The sequence below is a fragment of the Sutcliffiella horikoshii genome, from assembly GCF_008180725.1.
Taxonomy (GTDB): Bacteria; Bacillota; Bacilli; order Bacillales; family Bacillaceae_I; genus Sutcliffiella_A; species Sutcliffiella_A horikoshii_B.
Genome location: NZ_VTEV01000005.1, coordinates 276,781 through 291,629, shown reverse-complemented (window position 1 = coordinate 291,629; position 14,849 = coordinate 276,781). Strand labels below are relative to the sequence as shown.

11 protein-coding genes are annotated in these 14,849 nt (G+C 41.3%); 7 read left to right on the top strand and 4 right to left on the bottom strand.

Features of this window, described 5'->3' with window-relative positions:
• Positions 1-75: 75 nt before the first annotated feature.
• On the bottom strand, positions 76-1,812 hold the full coding sequence (locus FZC76_RS13690; protein WP_148988732.1) for an ABC transporter ATP-binding protein: 1,737 nt from the start codon (positions 1,810-1,812) through the stop codon (positions 76-78).
• A gap of 177 nt (positions 1,813-1,989) precedes the next feature.
• Between FZC76_RS13690 and FZC76_RS13685 the strand changes: the two genes are divergently transcribed.
• Entirely contained in the window at positions 1,990-2,559 is a 570-nt protein-coding gene (locus tag FZC76_RS13685) for a TetR/AcrR family transcriptional regulator (RefSeq protein WP_148988731.1), read from the top strand.
• 57 nt (positions 2,560-2,616) lie between these two features.
• A complete protein-coding gene (locus FZC76_RS13680; protein ID WP_148988730.1) occupies positions 2,617-3,555 on the top strand; it encodes an SDR family NAD(P)-dependent oxidoreductase in 939 nt (312 codons plus the stop codon).
• Positions 3,556-3,613: 58 nt separating this feature from the next.
• Here the strand turns inward: FZC76_RS13680 and FZC76_RS13675 are convergent, their stop codons facing one another.
• On the bottom strand, positions 3,614-4,681 hold the full coding sequence (locus tag FZC76_RS13675) for an AI-2E family transporter (RefSeq protein ID WP_148988729.1): 1,068 nt from the start codon (positions 4,679-4,681) through the stop codon (positions 3,614-3,616).
• 113 nt (positions 4,682-4,794) lie between these two features.
• The gene (locus FZC76_RS13670; protein ID WP_148988728.1) at positions 4,795-5,253 is read right to left on the bottom strand and encodes a ferritin-like domain-containing protein; all 459 of its coding nucleotides are present in this window, start codon (positions 5,251-5,253) and stop codon (positions 4,795-4,797) included.
• Between the two features lie 147 nt (positions 5,254-5,400).
• Between FZC76_RS13670 and FZC76_RS13665 the strand changes: the two genes are divergently transcribed.
• The 5 genes from FZC76_RS13665 to FZC76_RS13645 all read left to right on the top strand — a co-directional run bounded on the left by FZC76_RS13665 (position 5,401) and on the right by FZC76_RS13645 (position 10,620).
• Positions 5,401-5,754: a PadR family transcriptional regulator gene (locus FZC76_RS13665; RefSeq protein ID WP_148988727.1), complete on the top strand. Its 354-nt coding sequence runs from the start codon at positions 5,401-5,403 to the stop codon at positions 5,752-5,754.
• Positions 5,741-6,730: a hypothetical protein gene (locus FZC76_RS13660; protein WP_148988726.1), complete on the top strand. Its 990-nt coding sequence runs from the start codon at positions 5,741-5,743 to the stop codon at positions 6,728-6,730. The genes FZC76_RS13665 and FZC76_RS13660 overlap by 14 nt, the downstream gene beginning before the upstream one ends.
• 117 nt (positions 6,731-6,847) lie before the next feature.
• Positions 6,848-7,690, top strand: coding sequence for an STAS domain-containing protein (locus tag FZC76_RS13655; RefSeq protein WP_148988725.1), 843 nt, complete (start codon positions 6,848-6,850; stop codon positions 7,688-7,690).
• 298 nt (positions 7,691-7,988) lie between these two features.
• Entirely contained in the window at positions 7,989-9,215 is a 1,227-nt protein-coding gene (locus FZC76_RS13650; RefSeq protein WP_148988724.1) for a helix-turn-helix domain-containing protein, read from the top strand.
• Positions 9,216-9,369: 154 nt separating this feature from the next.
• A complete protein-coding gene (locus tag FZC76_RS13645; protein WP_148988723.1) occupies positions 9,370-10,620 on the top strand; it encodes a helix-turn-helix domain-containing protein in 1,251 nt (416 codons plus the stop codon).
• A gap of 49 nt (positions 10,621-10,669) precedes the next feature.
• On the opposite strand, the gene FZC76_RS13640 is transcribed toward FZC76_RS13645, so the two are convergent.
• Entirely contained in the window at positions 10,670-14,383 is a 3,714-nt protein-coding gene (locus FZC76_RS13640; RefSeq protein WP_148988722.1) for a S8 family serine peptidase, read from the bottom strand.
• Positions 14,384-14,849 lie beyond the last annotated feature (466 nt).

Here is a 14,849-nt window from a genome sequence, read left to right as displayed (position 1 = left end):
TGCCCTTTCACTCCAACATATCTCCCAATAATAAAAGGTCAAGGACTAAGCATCCTTGACCTTCTTTATTACACTCTAAGTCAATTGCTGCTCCGCAAACTCGCGATACAACTTATGCGACTCCACCAACTCCTGATGAGTCCCCATTCCTGTAATCTCACCTTTTTCAATGAAAATAATCTTATCCGCATTCACAATCGTAGACAGGCGATGGGCAATCACAAATGTCGTCCGGCCTTCCATCAGTCTTGTCAACGCCTGCTGGACGATTCCTTCTGACTGACTGTCCAGGCTTGCAGTTGCTTCGTCCATCATCAAAATCTTAGGGTCGCGCAAAAAGGCACGGGCAATCGCGATTCGTTGGCGTTGTCCGCCTGATAGCATGACTCCCCGCTCGCCTACTTCGGTATCGAGTCCTTTCGGAAACTCTTGAATGAACTGGTCTGCATAAGCCATCTTGGCAACTTCCCATAAACGATCATCCGTCAAAGACTCCTTATCTTCCAACCCATACGTCAAGTTATCCCGGATGGTTCCAGCCATCATCGGACTGTCTTGGGAAACATAGCCGATTTGCTGGCGCCATGCTTTCATGGATAAGGAGCGGATAGGCAACTCGCCGACGTAAATTTCCCCGTCTGTTGGTTCATAAAAGCGTTCCAGCAGACCGAAAAGTGTACTTTTCCCGCCGCCGCTAGGTCCTGCGAACGCAACCATCATGCCAGGTTCTACATCAAAGGAAACATTGCGCAAGATAGGCTCGTCCTCGTTGTATCCAAAGGACACACTTTTTACGAAGACAGGTTGATTGGTAATATCCGCAGCCAATCCTTCCTGTCCGGGTTCGTCCTCAATTTCTAGAATATCAATAATTCTTTCCGTCGCCCCTTTAGCCTTCTGTAACTGTGTAAAAAACATCGTAAAAGATGTAATCGGGAAAATGATTTGGAACAGGTAAAGCAGGAATGCAACAAGTGCCCCGGTTGTCATGGTGCCTTCTGCTACACGAATTCCACCGTAACCAATGATCACAACGATAACAAGCATGACGACCATATACATAAGCGGTCCGATTATGGCAAAAATACGAGCCTCTCTAAGTCCATAAGTGAGTAGCGTGCGAATGCCGGACTTCCCTTTAACCTCTTCCACCGCCTCCGCATTGGATGCTTTCATCAGACGAATCTCACTTAAAGTCTGCTGCACACTGCCGGTAAAATTGGCTGTTTCATCTTGCATGCCACGTGAGATTTTTGCCATTTTCGTACCAAGCGGAATCATGACTAGCGTTGTTACTGGTACGGAGATCAGCATAAGCAAAGTCATTTTCCAGTCCATGATGAAGAGGATGATGACAGCACCGATAATGGTGATAATTCCTGTGATGAACTGCGGGAAGTGCTGTGAGATCAAATCTTTCACAATCCCTGTGTCGTTAACCACACGGCTGACCGATTCGCCACTTGTTTTTTTGTCAAAATAACTGACAGGCAGCCGGATCAATTTGAACCACATTTTCTCGCGGAGGCCGGCAACGATGCTTTGGCCAACATAGGCGAGCGAGTAGGTGGAAAGTCCGTCAATTACCGCCTGTATGATAAAAACGGAGGCAATTGCAACAATCAGTCCGACACTGAGCGATTCCATGGAAAAGCCGTCGACTAATTGCTGAGTCAGCAAGGGAATAGTTAATCCTACCAATGTCGTGATCAGGCTGCCAATTAATCCAAGAGTGAGTGCGACTTTTGGTATATTGGTCGACAGGATGAGAGAGGTAAATTTCTTCAAGTTGGTATTTGTCGCAGGTTCCATTTATTGTGCGTCTCCTTTTAGAAGGTTTGTTTGATAATTGTACGTTTATAAGACAAGTTAGTTTCTCCTTATTGTGACAGATTGAGGAACATGTTACCAATTTTTTAATTGACAACAGTATCTCCAAAAGATTATATTTTAATTAAACAGTGGTCAATAAAAAGGATGAGTAAGAAAATGACACCTAGAAAAGCGGTAACAAATGAATTAACACAAGGGATGGTAATGAATGCAGCACGGGAGTTGTTTCGAAAGAAGGGCTATCAACAGGTTTCGATGCGGCAAATAGCTACAGAGTTAGGCTACAGTCATGGTGCTATTTATTATCATTTTAAAAATAAAGCGGAACTTTTTTACGCCATGATTGAATCGGATTTTAAAGAACTAGATCAATGGCTGGACAATGTGATGATACAGGACCTTGATAACAAAATAAAATTAAAGCAAGTTCTGCTCGAATTTATCCGCTTTGGCCTTACGCATAAGAGCCAATATGAGATGATGTTTCTGCTTTCAGATGAAGAAGTTAAAAGCTATGTTAATAAAGGTCCGAATGAATCTTATGAAAAGTTTGCAGAGGCACTTTTAGAACTTAGCAATAAATCTATCAGCATCCAGCAAGCATGGACTATTTTCCTTTCCTTGCACGGTTTCGTTAGTCACTATTGCAGGTGTGAGGCAGACTATGAAGAAGTAAAAGGCTTGGCACAATCACATGTAAATTTTATCCTAGCATCTTTAGGATAAAATTTTTTTAACATTTATTGACCGGTGGTTAAAAAATAAACAGGGGGGTATATCTATATGAAAAAAGCAATGGTAATAGGAGCTTCAGGTGGGATGGGGTATGCATTGGTGATGGAACTTGTTAGTCGCGGAGTGGATGTGGTGGCTTTTGCCAGAGGTATAGAGAAACTCAAGGAGTTATTTGCCGGCGAAGAAAAAGTGACACTCGTAGCTGGAGATGCAGGAAATAAAGAGGAGTTGACCCTTGCTGTTAAAGGTATTGATGTCATTTTTCATGCATTGAACCTTCCTTATGATGAATGGAAGGAAAAATTGTTGCCAATTACCCAAAATATCATCAACGCAGCGGAAGAGAATGGTGCAAAACTAGCCATGGTAGATAATATTTATGCTTATGGAAAAAGCGGTGGTAATAGGCTTACCGAGAATATGGAGAAAAACCCCCACACTAAAAAAGGGAAGCTTCGAAAGGTGATGGGGGAAATGATTCAGAAGTCTTCTATTCCATCTTTGATTTGCCACTTTCCTGATTTTTATGGGCCGAATGCTACTAATACCTATATGCACTTTACTCTGGGTCAACTCCTGAAAAAAAGAAAGGGAGGTTTTGTTGGACCGAGCGATATTGAAAGGGAATTTATTTATACGAAAGATGGAGCTAAGGTGATGGTGGAATTAGCTTTAAAAGATGATGCATATGGGCACAGTTGGAATATTCCTGCTGTGTCGACCATTACTGGGCGTGATTTTGAAAAATTGGTGAAAGGACATCTAGGAAAAGATAAGCAACTTTACTACATCACAAAACCGATGTTTGCTATGTATGCCCTGGTTGCCGGGAAGGGAATGCGTGAGGCGGTGGAAATGCAGTATATTAATGCTGAGCCAACCATTCTATCAGGGGAAAAGCTAACAAAATTTTTAGGGAAATGGAACAGTACTCCATATGAAAAAGGAATAGAAGAAACGATAGGATATATGAAAAAACAAACATAAGTTAGAAAAGGGGAATCAGTTTTATTGGCTGATTCCCCATTTTAATTAAAGTTATCAGCTAAGCCCTTCGCAATCGATAAACCTCATACAGATTCTTCGTCACAACTTTCAAAACTGAATACACGGGAACCGCCAACAGAATGCCGATAAATCCATACAGCTTCCCTGCTGCAAGAAGGAGCAGGATGACTGTCAAAGGGTGAATGGACAGCTTGTTTCCGATAATCTGCGGGGAAACCAAATTTCCTTCAATCTGTTGCACGATGGCAAGAAGTATCAATATCTTCACGACCATAAATGGATCTGTCATCAGTCCGATAATCACTGCGGGCAGTACTCCTAATGCAGGACCGATAATGGGAACGACAGCGGTAATTACGATAAATAGGGCCAACACAAGCGCATAATCCAATCCGATGATGAGATAGCCTATGTACATGAGAAAGCCATTTACCAATGCGACAATCATCTGTCCGCCGATATAGGTGGATAAAGTCTTGTCTATATCGGTTAACAATCTTTTTCCTTCATCATGGTGCTTGTTCGGCAACATTTTCAATATAAATGGCAAGAGTTTATGGCCATCTTTTAGAAAATAGAACAAGATGAACGGGACGACTACAAGGATTGTCACAAAGTTGGTAATGGAGGAAATGATGGAGGATACGTTCTCTCCGATGCGCTGAGACTGTTCCTTTAAAAAGGCTAAGCCTCTCTGTTTAGCTTCCTCATAAGAGATGAGACCGAAGTTGTTGTCATCAATCAGTTCCTTTGTTTGTTCTTCATTTTTTTCAAGAAAAGATGGGAAGTCTTCTGCAAACTGGACGATCTGCTCCTCGATTTTTCCTCCAACGGAAAAGCCTCCTAATACTGTAGCTCCAATGATAGCTGAGAATACAAGAATGATAGCCAAGGTACGCGGTATATACTTTAACTTTGTGAGCAGGTTTACAAGGGGCTTTAAAATATAAAATAGAAAGCCAGCAATTAGGATAGGGAAGAATAGAGTTGTGAAAAAGCTAATGATTGGGTTAACAATAAATTGAACTTCACTTAATAGAAAAACTATTAATAATACTAGAATGATACCAGTTGCATATTTAAAAAACGGGTGTCTGAACCACATGCTATCCCTCCAGAGAAAGTAATAGTAGTTTATTCCCTAGAATAGGGGTGGATGAAACGGGGAGTGTGTTTCGTTCAAAAAGGGACAGAAAATACTTTCCTGTCCCTTACCTGTTACCTCGCAAGTCCTCTTTCAAAACTAGCCAGGTGATTGACTGATGCATCTCTTAATCTGGTAAATACGACTCGCAGATCATTTGGAAGGTCTAGTGCGAGAAATTTTTCATACATGCCAATATTTTCGATTTCCCCTTCCACACCAGCTGCATAGGCATCTTTTATCGTTGGCGGTGTGGTGACGAACTGTGGAGAGATGTCTTGTGGTACAGGAACTTGATACTGTTGGAATAACGGTAACAGGGCACTGATGTGGCGCAGTTCAGCCTCTTGTATTCTTGCGAAAGTCCTTATATATCCATAAGTTCCAAGGATTCTATTGTAGCGTGCTTGAGCGAGATATTCGTCTTGTAGCGCATAAGTAAGGATATCAGGAAGAGTTAATGATGCGGCATTAAGGGCACCTTTTGCCCCGTAAGTTTCAGGTGTCTGACGGTAAAAGTAGGGATAAAACATGATGTAACCTCCTAGAAGCATTAGTTATTTAGTGTATGCGCCTAAGAAAAAGAGGTGTAAACACACTTTACTTTCTTCACCTCCATACTGTATGATACATAGTATAAAACATACTGTACGACATATAGTATAAAAAGAGGTGAGCAGATGGGCGATGGATTGTTGCAGTCGTTGACGACGGAGTTAAGGCGGGGGACTTTGACATTAGCGGTCTTAAGTCAGCTGAGAACCCCTCAGTATGGCTATTCACTGGTTCAATTGCTTGAGAAAAGTGGAATCACCATTGAGCAAAGTACGCTTTATCCGTTGCTTAGGCGCTTGGAAAAGCAGGAGCTGGTGACCAGTAGCTGGGACGAAACGGAGAGCAGGCCGCGGAGGTATTATGTTTTAAGTGAGTATGGGACGGAGATTTTTGAGAAGTTGAAAAAGGAATGGGAGAAAACGTCTCAGGAGCTAGCAATTTTACTAAGAGAGGAGAATGAGGACAATGAAACTGATTGAGTTGTATGTTCAGGAGGTGATTCGAAGGCTGCCGGAGAAACAACAGGAAGATATCGGGCTTGAACTACGTTCGACCATCGAGGATATGCTTCCGGATGATTATCAAGAGGAAGATGTAAAAGCAGTACTGTCTGAGCTTGGACATCCAGCTAAGCTTGCCAGCGGTTATCTGGATAAGCCGATGCATTTGATAGGTCCGCGGTATTTTGATGTGTATGTAAGTCTGTTAAAGCTCATTATCCCACTCGCAATGATTATTTCTTTTTGCGTGGTGACCTTCATTGGCATTTTTTCTTATAGTGGGGAAGGAGAAATTTTCCCGGTTATTCTTGGCATGATCGGAGATGGAGTATGGAACAGTCTTAGTGCCGGAGTCCAGACGTTTTTCTGGATAACGATTACGTTTGCGTTGGTGGAAAGACTGGATAGTTCCAATAACACCAATCCAATTACGTCAAAGTGGAAGGAATGGACCCCTGAGGATTTGAAAGATGTCCCATATATTCCAAAAAGAAAAGCCATTTCAAAAGTAGAATTGTTGGGTAGTTTAATTTGGACGGTCATTTGGGTAGCAGGTTATTTCAATGCAAATACGCTGCTTGGAATCTATGAAAAAGGGGAAGAGGGATTGACACTTGTGACACCACTTTTCAATCAAACCCAATTGATTTCCTTCTGGCCCCTGATAATATTAGTGATGATTTTGGAGGTTGGACTGGTAGCGTATAAATGGAAACTTGGTCAATGGACCATGAAGCTTGTTATGGCAAATGCGATTGTTCATGCTGTATCGCTTGCTGTGTTTATTATCGTGTTCCACAACCTTGCTGTGTTTAACCCAGCGTTTTTCCACTATTTCGAAGAGCTGTTTGGCTTTACGTACCAACTAGGTCTTATTTTCTGGGTTGCGGTGTTGGTATTTTTTCTTACATCTATTTCGGAAATTTATCAAGGTGTGAGAAAAGCAAAACGGTGATGTTAGAGGGAGTCGGGGATGTTGCCGAACTCCTCTATTTTTTTGTCGAATAAAAGAGGATTACGTTTTTCTTTATAGAAATAGGAAGTAAGAAATATCTATAAAGGAGATCATTAAATGACTGTGAAATTTGTCAGCAATGGAGAGGTTACCAGTTTTCTAAAAGACCATAAGGATGAATTTGAAGCTACTCTGCTGTCGGAGGCTGTAAATGTCGCATCGAAAATTAATGACATTTTGCAAAAGGGAAATATCGATCTTCTTAAAAATGCGCAAACCTTAATTCAACGAGTGGTGGAGCAAAAAGAGACGGAAGTTATTGCCTTCGCAGAGCAAGAAGGGATTGCATGGGCAAAGCATTCACACTCTCTTACTTTATCATTTAAGCTTGAATGGGTTCAGGCAATCAGAAGAACTCTATGGAAATTTATCAGTAGATTTATTGATGAAAGAGGAGAATATCTTAAGCAAGAAGACTTCTTTGAAATGGAGAAGAAAATCAATAATAATATGGATTATTTTCTAAATAGCTTTTTCTTGAGCTATTCGCATTATAAGGATGAGCTGATCAGTTCTCAAAGGAAATTGGTAGAGCATTTATCTGTTCCAATTATTCCGGTTAGTGCAACGGTTGCTGTGTTGCCATTGATTGGAAATGTAGATGACTATCGAATTCGCATCATTGAAGAGAAGGCCCTATTGGAGATTTCTAACTTGAAGTTGCAGACACTTGTTTTAGACCTCTCTGGCGTCACCACTATGGAACAGGATGTCATCGCGAAATTTGAGGATATCCTGACTGGGGTTTCAATGATGGGGTGCAAAGCGGTTCTCACTGGTTTGCGTGCAGAACTTGTTAGGAAGATGGTCAGCATGGGTGTGACGTTCCATCAATATGCAGAAACGCATGGGACGCTGCAACAGACCTTGAGGAAGTATGTTGTTGCGCAGGAAGTATAAAAGAATCCAGGAACCTGTAAGATGGGTTCCTGGATTCTTTTTTAATCTGAAGAATTTCGTTGTTGCTTTCTGCAAATGACTTCGCATTCCGTAATTTTCCCAACTTTATTACCTTAACTTCCGACTTTTGGCCTATTGTTTGAATTATTTCGACATTATTTAGTAGCAAATGAGAGAGGTTGTTGTCAATTTGAGGACTTATTTCCCGAAAAATAACCCCAAGAGGGATTTGTTCAGATTTCTATAATTCTATATATACAACAATTTTAGCTAATTGAAGCCAAAAGGGGACATGAACATGATAGTGGGGGAAATTATTAGGTATTATCGGGAAAAAGCTGGACTAACACAGTCTCAATTAGGAGAAGGAATTTGTACGACAACTCACGTGAGTAAGATTGAGAGGGGAAAGACAGCTTATTCCGAAAAGATTATTGCTTTATTTTCCGAGAGGTTGAATATTGATATACAGGAAGAATTGGCCTATCTTCAAAAGGTCAAAAAGCTTTTGCGAGATTGGCATAATGCGATAATTCTGCGCAGGGAAAAGGAGATTGGATTGTTAAAGGAGAGTGTTGAGGAGTCTTCCATTGTCCATGCTTCTAAGTATGCCGCGCGCTATCAGCTCTTAATTGCGAGATATCATCTTTTTCGAAATGAAATGGAGCTCGCATATGAAATTATTAGTAAAGCAGAACAAGAATATCCTAACATGCTTGCATTTGACTATAATTTATATCTTCATGTGAAGGGAATATATTATTTGGCTTCCTTTAATAGTGAAGACCACCAGAAGGCAATAAGTGTGTTGAACCAAATTAATATAAAGGAGTACGGGAATAAAGAGTATTATTTTCATCTAGGGACTGCTTACTTTTTAATTGATTCGAAGGTTATGTCCTTTTTTTACGTAGATAAAGCGTTACGTCATTTTCAGGAAACGAACAACTATATGCAAGCTAATCGAGCGGAAGCATTAATGTTATTACAGTTGAGCGGAGATTTATATAGCGACTTTCATTATATTGTAGGGAGATATAAAGATTTGATCAGCAATTGTGAGCAATATGGGTTGAAAGAAAATAAAGGGCTTTTACTGAATAATCTAGGTTATGAATATTATAATAGAGGATTTTTTGAAGAAGCAAAGGGGTATTTTGAAGAGGCTCTTTCACTTGCAGAAGAAAATTCAAACAGCTATTTGGTTAGGTTGTATAACTTTGTAGATAGTTGTATGGAAGGGAATCTTGCTAAAAAGCGGGTTCTCCAGCGACTCATCAAGGAGGGGGCAAATAAAGCGAAAGAATGCAGGAACACTCTGCACATTACCTTATTTAAATTATTGAAATTTAGGGTGGAAGAAGATTATGAGACTTATTACTCCTTCATGGAAGAAGTGGCCCTTCCACAATTTTATGCAGGGAAGCATGTCCCATTGAGGAAGCGTTATGGAAAGTTATTGTTTCTTCACTATGTGGGAAGCAATAAACATGAAAAAGCGACAGAGGTTTCTTTATATATATAGAAAGAAGATTGCCCGTACTCAGAGGTGTACGGGCATTTGCATTTTGTTAAAGTCATATGTCTGACTTGTTTCAATTGGGAGAAGCTGTCTGTATCAGGGCATCAAACTGTGATAGGATATTAAAAATTAAATCAATTTCACAGGGGATGACAGCATGCTGGAAGGTAAGATTATTAAATTTTATCGAGAATTTCAAGGGTTAAAGCAGAAAGATTTAGGAGACGGAATTTGTTCCAGTACCCATATCAGCAAAATTGAGCGGGGCCTGACGGAGGTTTCTCAGGAGACCATTGATTTTTTATGCAAACGCCTAGGAATTCAATTGAGTGCGGAGATTGAAAATTATAAAGAAATTGAACAGCTGTTGAAAGAGTGGCAGGATGCTATTGTGAAAAAGCTTAAGTCTAGGGTAGAATCCATCAAAAGCCAGCTAGAAGGTTATAATTTATTACATATGCAAGACTTCTATCGCCTGTACACGTTGATATTGGCTAGGTATTATTTGTTTGTTGGCGAGGGGAGAATGGCGAATGGATTGATTGGAGAAATGTCAGCTTGGACGGATACGGATATGACACCTTATGAAAAGAATTTGTTACTGCATGTAACCGGAGTCTACCATTTATCAGTGAAAAACAACTACGTGGAGGCTCTTGCATGCTTGAAGGAGATTAATCTGGAACACTACCCTAATCAAGAGTACTATTATGATTTAGCTCTTACATACCACTCACTCAACTCTAGAGTGCTGGCCTTTTTCCATGCAAATAAAGCACTTCAGTATTTCACAAAAATACGCAGCTTCTCCCGTATCATAGAGTCAGAAATGCTAATGGTCATTCAACTAGAACAGTCCGAAGATCATCCTACCTTGAGCAATGAATATCATAGATTGATAGATATGACAGAGGATTACGGCCTAGATCATCAAAAGGCGATGCTGTACCATAATGTTGCCTACCTTTATTTAAGAAATGCGGAATACCATAAAGCCAGTCAATATTATAAAAAATCCATGGATGCACGAGAAAAGAGCCATCCCAACTATTTAGGTTCGTTTGAAGGCTATGTTAATGCTTTAACAAAAGAAGGCAAGATCTCCAAGGAAAAACTTTTATTGCTCGTGGAACAAGGGTTGAGTTTATCCCAGGCCTCAAGCGCTACTACATTTATCCACATTTTCACCATGCATTATTACTATCTTTCAAATCAAACGGAAAAGTATTATGAATACTTAGAAAAAGAAGCATTCCCCTATTTTAAAGAGATGGGGTATATGCTGCTGGTGGAGCACTATACGGTTGTTCTGTTTGATTATTATATGGGAAAAAATGATATGGATAAGGCGAACAGCTTTGCAGGGCCTGTTATAAATAAGTTCAGGCGGAATAATCAGTTTGTCTAAAAATAGTGGAGCATGAAAACCATTAAAGGTTTCATGCTCCATTTATTTGTTAGCGTAGACCGTATGCTTTGATGATTTCTTGTGTGATTTTGTTGCCTTGGTCGTCCCATGCTGATGCTTTTAGGGAAACGGATTTTGCATTTTTAGGGTTTGTAATAGAAGCTGTAAACATGTCCCCATTGCGGTTCAGTTTTACTTTTTTCCATTTTTTACCTTCGTTGAAGGATACCTCAAGAGTTGCTCCATCCACATTTCCGTAGCCAATGGCATCTTTCAGTTTTTCTACAGATATTTGTAGTTGAGTTGGTCTATTTAATAAGGCATCACCGTTCACGTCAGTGTCCACTTGATAATTGAGTGAAAGAAATGGCAAGTCTGTTCTAAATGGCTCTTGTTTCTCAGTCCAAAAAGTCCATTCCGTGTGGGTGCGAACAGATGTGTTCCAGCGTTCTGCATCGCGTTTTGCTTCTGAAACTAATCGGAATTGAGTCCGCTCTTCTGGTGCAATTATGGTGCCTGCTATGGATTGGCCTTTTCCTTCTTTCACCAATGTGTTACCTTGGTATAATTTATTCGTTTGGTTTTGTACAGAGTTATTATAACCAGTACCACCAGTATTCCCAAATCCTGCATCTGCCCATGCAGGTATATTAAATTGTAAATAATTATTCTGTCTGTTTGGTCCCCAATAGCCTTCTCCTAATGCCGGGCGAACTACCGGAGAGAACCAATTTTCAACAAGTTTTTGTCCTTTTTCATAAACTACACGTGGCTGGCGAATTTCCCATTCTTCATCAAGGACCTTTGCCATGTGATACCAGTACGTATCCTTTGTGGCAGAAACATATTCCGTTCTTGTAGTCGGGAAGGAAATCTTGTATAGGAATCCGATTGCTCGTCTTGTGTACGGTCTCATGTCGAAGCGGAATTCTCCACCATCTGTTTCCACATGAGAGTTGTAGTTTGTTTCAATAACTGCCAGGTCTTTGTTTTTCGGCTCGTATGATAATTTTTTCGGAATATTGTCTTGATGTACATAATCTAGGTCATAGGCGTAAGGGGAGTCCTTAGTTCCTTCGACTTGAAGCTTCACATTGCCAGAACGAACCGCTTTAATCAGTTTGTCTCCTTCTGATTTACTGATAGCTGCAACGGTAATAGGTACTTCTCCTACATATTTATTAAATTCAAGATTTTCGTAATTGGCTATAATCAATAGTTTCGCACCTGCTGCAACTGCAGCAGCAGCTTGTTCGGATTCACTGATTGTTTTGCTGCGATCTACCACAACCGCTTTGCCTTTTGCGTTCAGACGGTCGTAGTCAGCTTGTGATCCTTCTCCTGCATAGATCGCCTTCAAGTTATGCTTTCCTTCTAAAAGAGTACTTCCATTCATCACAATATCATCAAGTTCTTTGCCTTTGTAATTCATAGTCAGGTATGGCTTTATCAAACGCCAGCGTGTTAAAAATTCAAACTCACCTAATTTTGTCTTTTTCGTAGGTGCAGCATATAGTTTATCTATCCATACAGGCATCAAATAGACACTGTGTACTGTACCTGTTCCCATGGTCTGGTAGTATTCCATACGCTGATACATCGGTTCTGTTTTCTTTGGAACTTTGACGGTGATTTCGTTGGCTTTTCTTGCATCCAACTCCACCGTTTTCGGTCCGTCCAGTACTACTTCCGGATCTCCGACAAGGGCAACCCCTTTGTGGTCAGTATTCACATCTACGTCCATCATGGACATTACGGAGTAGGTGCCTTTTTTCAAACGAAGTTCTCTTGTCCCAGGGACTGCAACGGCTTCTGGTTGCATGTTATCGTTGAACATCACCACATATGCTAGGCCAGGTGAACCGTCACGATCTGTTGCATTTAACGTTAGTGTGTATCTTTCATCTTCTTTAATAGTAGCCATGGTCGTATGAACCAATGCTTCTCCGTTGGCACTTGCTGTTAAATGACCTTGGTAGCGTTGACCGCTTTCTCCATGTGCAGGGTCTACTGTTACTTTAACGTCAGCAATTCCATTAGCTGGGACAGTGACAGTTGTTTGAGCAAGTGTCAGCATGCCCTCTGGAGCCGCATTGCCATTTGCATCTGCAAAAGTAGCTTCAAGGTCAAGGGTGATGTCTTGGTCGCTATCATTTGTGTACGTTACTGTTTTTTCGACAGGAGCTGCTTCATTATGCGGCCATTGGAAGAAACCGAAAGAAACGGAACCTGTTGCTCTTATGTCTGTATTTAACGCTTTTACTATATCAATACGTCCTGTTCCGATATGGTACGGCTGATAGTTTGGCAGTTTTTTTGCTGTATTCATTAGTGTTTCTTTTAATTCTTGAGGAGTGGCTTCAGGATTTTGTTGTAAAAGGATTGCCACGGCACCTGCTACGTGAGGTGTAGCCATGGAAGTACCATTTTTGCTAGTGTAAGAACCTGTGCCGGATGCGTATTGAGAACGTGCAGCCATGATTCCTACTCCAGGTGCGGAAACATCTGGTTTTAATGCCATGTCACCAAGTCGTGGTCCTTTAGAGGAGAAGCTCGCTAATTTATCTGACTTGTCTACAGCCCCAACTGTAAGTGCGGCATCCGCAGCACCTGGAGATCCGACTGTACCTTCTCCGTAGCTGTTACCTGCTGCAATGACGAATAATGTTCCATACTCTTCTGTAAGTGTGTTAACTGCTTGCGCCATCGGGTCCGTGCCGTCACTTCCGACAGAACTACCAAGACTCATGTTAACCACGTCTGCATTTTGTGCTGCCCATTCCATTCCTTCGATGATCCAAGAAGCAAGACCGGAACCGTTATCGCCAAGTACTTTTCCTACTAGTAATTTAGCATCTGGTGCTACACCTTTATTTTGGCCGTCAGAAGCAGCGCCAGTTCCGAGGATAGTAGAAGCTACGTGTGTGCCGTGGCCATTTTTATCCTGGACTTCTTCACCAGGTACAAAGCTGACCGCTTCATCCAGTTGTGGAGCGATATCTGGGTGTGTCGGGTCAATACCGCTATCAAGGACAGCCACCTTGATGCCTTCCCCAGTAAGGCCGGATTCCCACGCTGTGTGAGTGCCAATCTGAGGCACACTTTGGTGAAGAGTAGCTTCGACTTTAGCGTCAAGCCAGATTTTTTCAATTGCGTAGTTAAGTTGTACGGATTCTGGTTTAGATTCGTCTGTCTTTTCTGATTGCACATCATTCCAGAAAGTTGTTGCTTCTTCCTTGTTAGTTTCTAAAGCAGCAGCGTTGATACTTTTTAATTCACGCTGTTTCTTTGCGCCTTTTGGTGCTGCTTTTGTGGAAGCGGCTCTAGCTTTCGTTTCTTGGTATTCTACGATGACAGGAACGGTACTGCTGTGTTTGTCATCAAATTGGTATTCTACTAGTTTTGTAATGTTAAAAAGGTTATGGTCAAGCTTTCCTTCTGCCAGATACGGCATCACGGCGTTCGGATACACATATGTATCGTCACCGACTGTGATGACACGAATGCCATCTCCGTTGTTCTCGGCAGGTTCTACATTAATGACACTTTGTCCAGTTGGTAGAGAGGTTACATGTACAATATCCCCGGTTATTAAGGTGATTTTGGTTTCGCCAGTTCCTAGTTGATCGTTGATGATGGTTGGTTCGTTAGCGTTTGTAGATTTGGTGTTTGCTCCAAGTGCCTGGCCCTGAAAAAGGGAAGTAGCAAGCATGAAAACGGCGATGATTGCTATAAAGACGGTTTTTAATGTTGGCTTTCGCATGTGCATTCTCCTGTTCTAATAATTGTTTGATAGGTTATGTAATTCTTAGAAGTTGATGGATTGGTAGAGTAGAATAGTGCGGAAGTTCACCTCCTGGTATGTATTGTGTGGCAACTTGTTACTAGGTTCTTGTTGCTAATCTTTGAAGAGTAGTAGTGTGAGTGATGAATCGTGTTGCGAGGTTAATTGAATTGTAAGGGCTGTAGGATTGTGTTGACAAATGGTGTTTTGAGTAGGTCTAGAGAATCACTTTTAAACCAAGAAATGCGGAAAAACGGTCGGAAAATTGCCCTGGAATGTTTCCTAAGTACTGTTTAAGGGGGGGCGGAGTTGGGGTTTTGGGGAGGGAGGGGGAGAAAAAAGGGATCTTAAAAGGGGTCTGACCCGCTGTGCGTTAATGCGTTAAAGTTTCAATGGTTCCTAAGGGGGCTATCCAAGGGAAGGGAAGGGAAGGGAAGGGATGAAG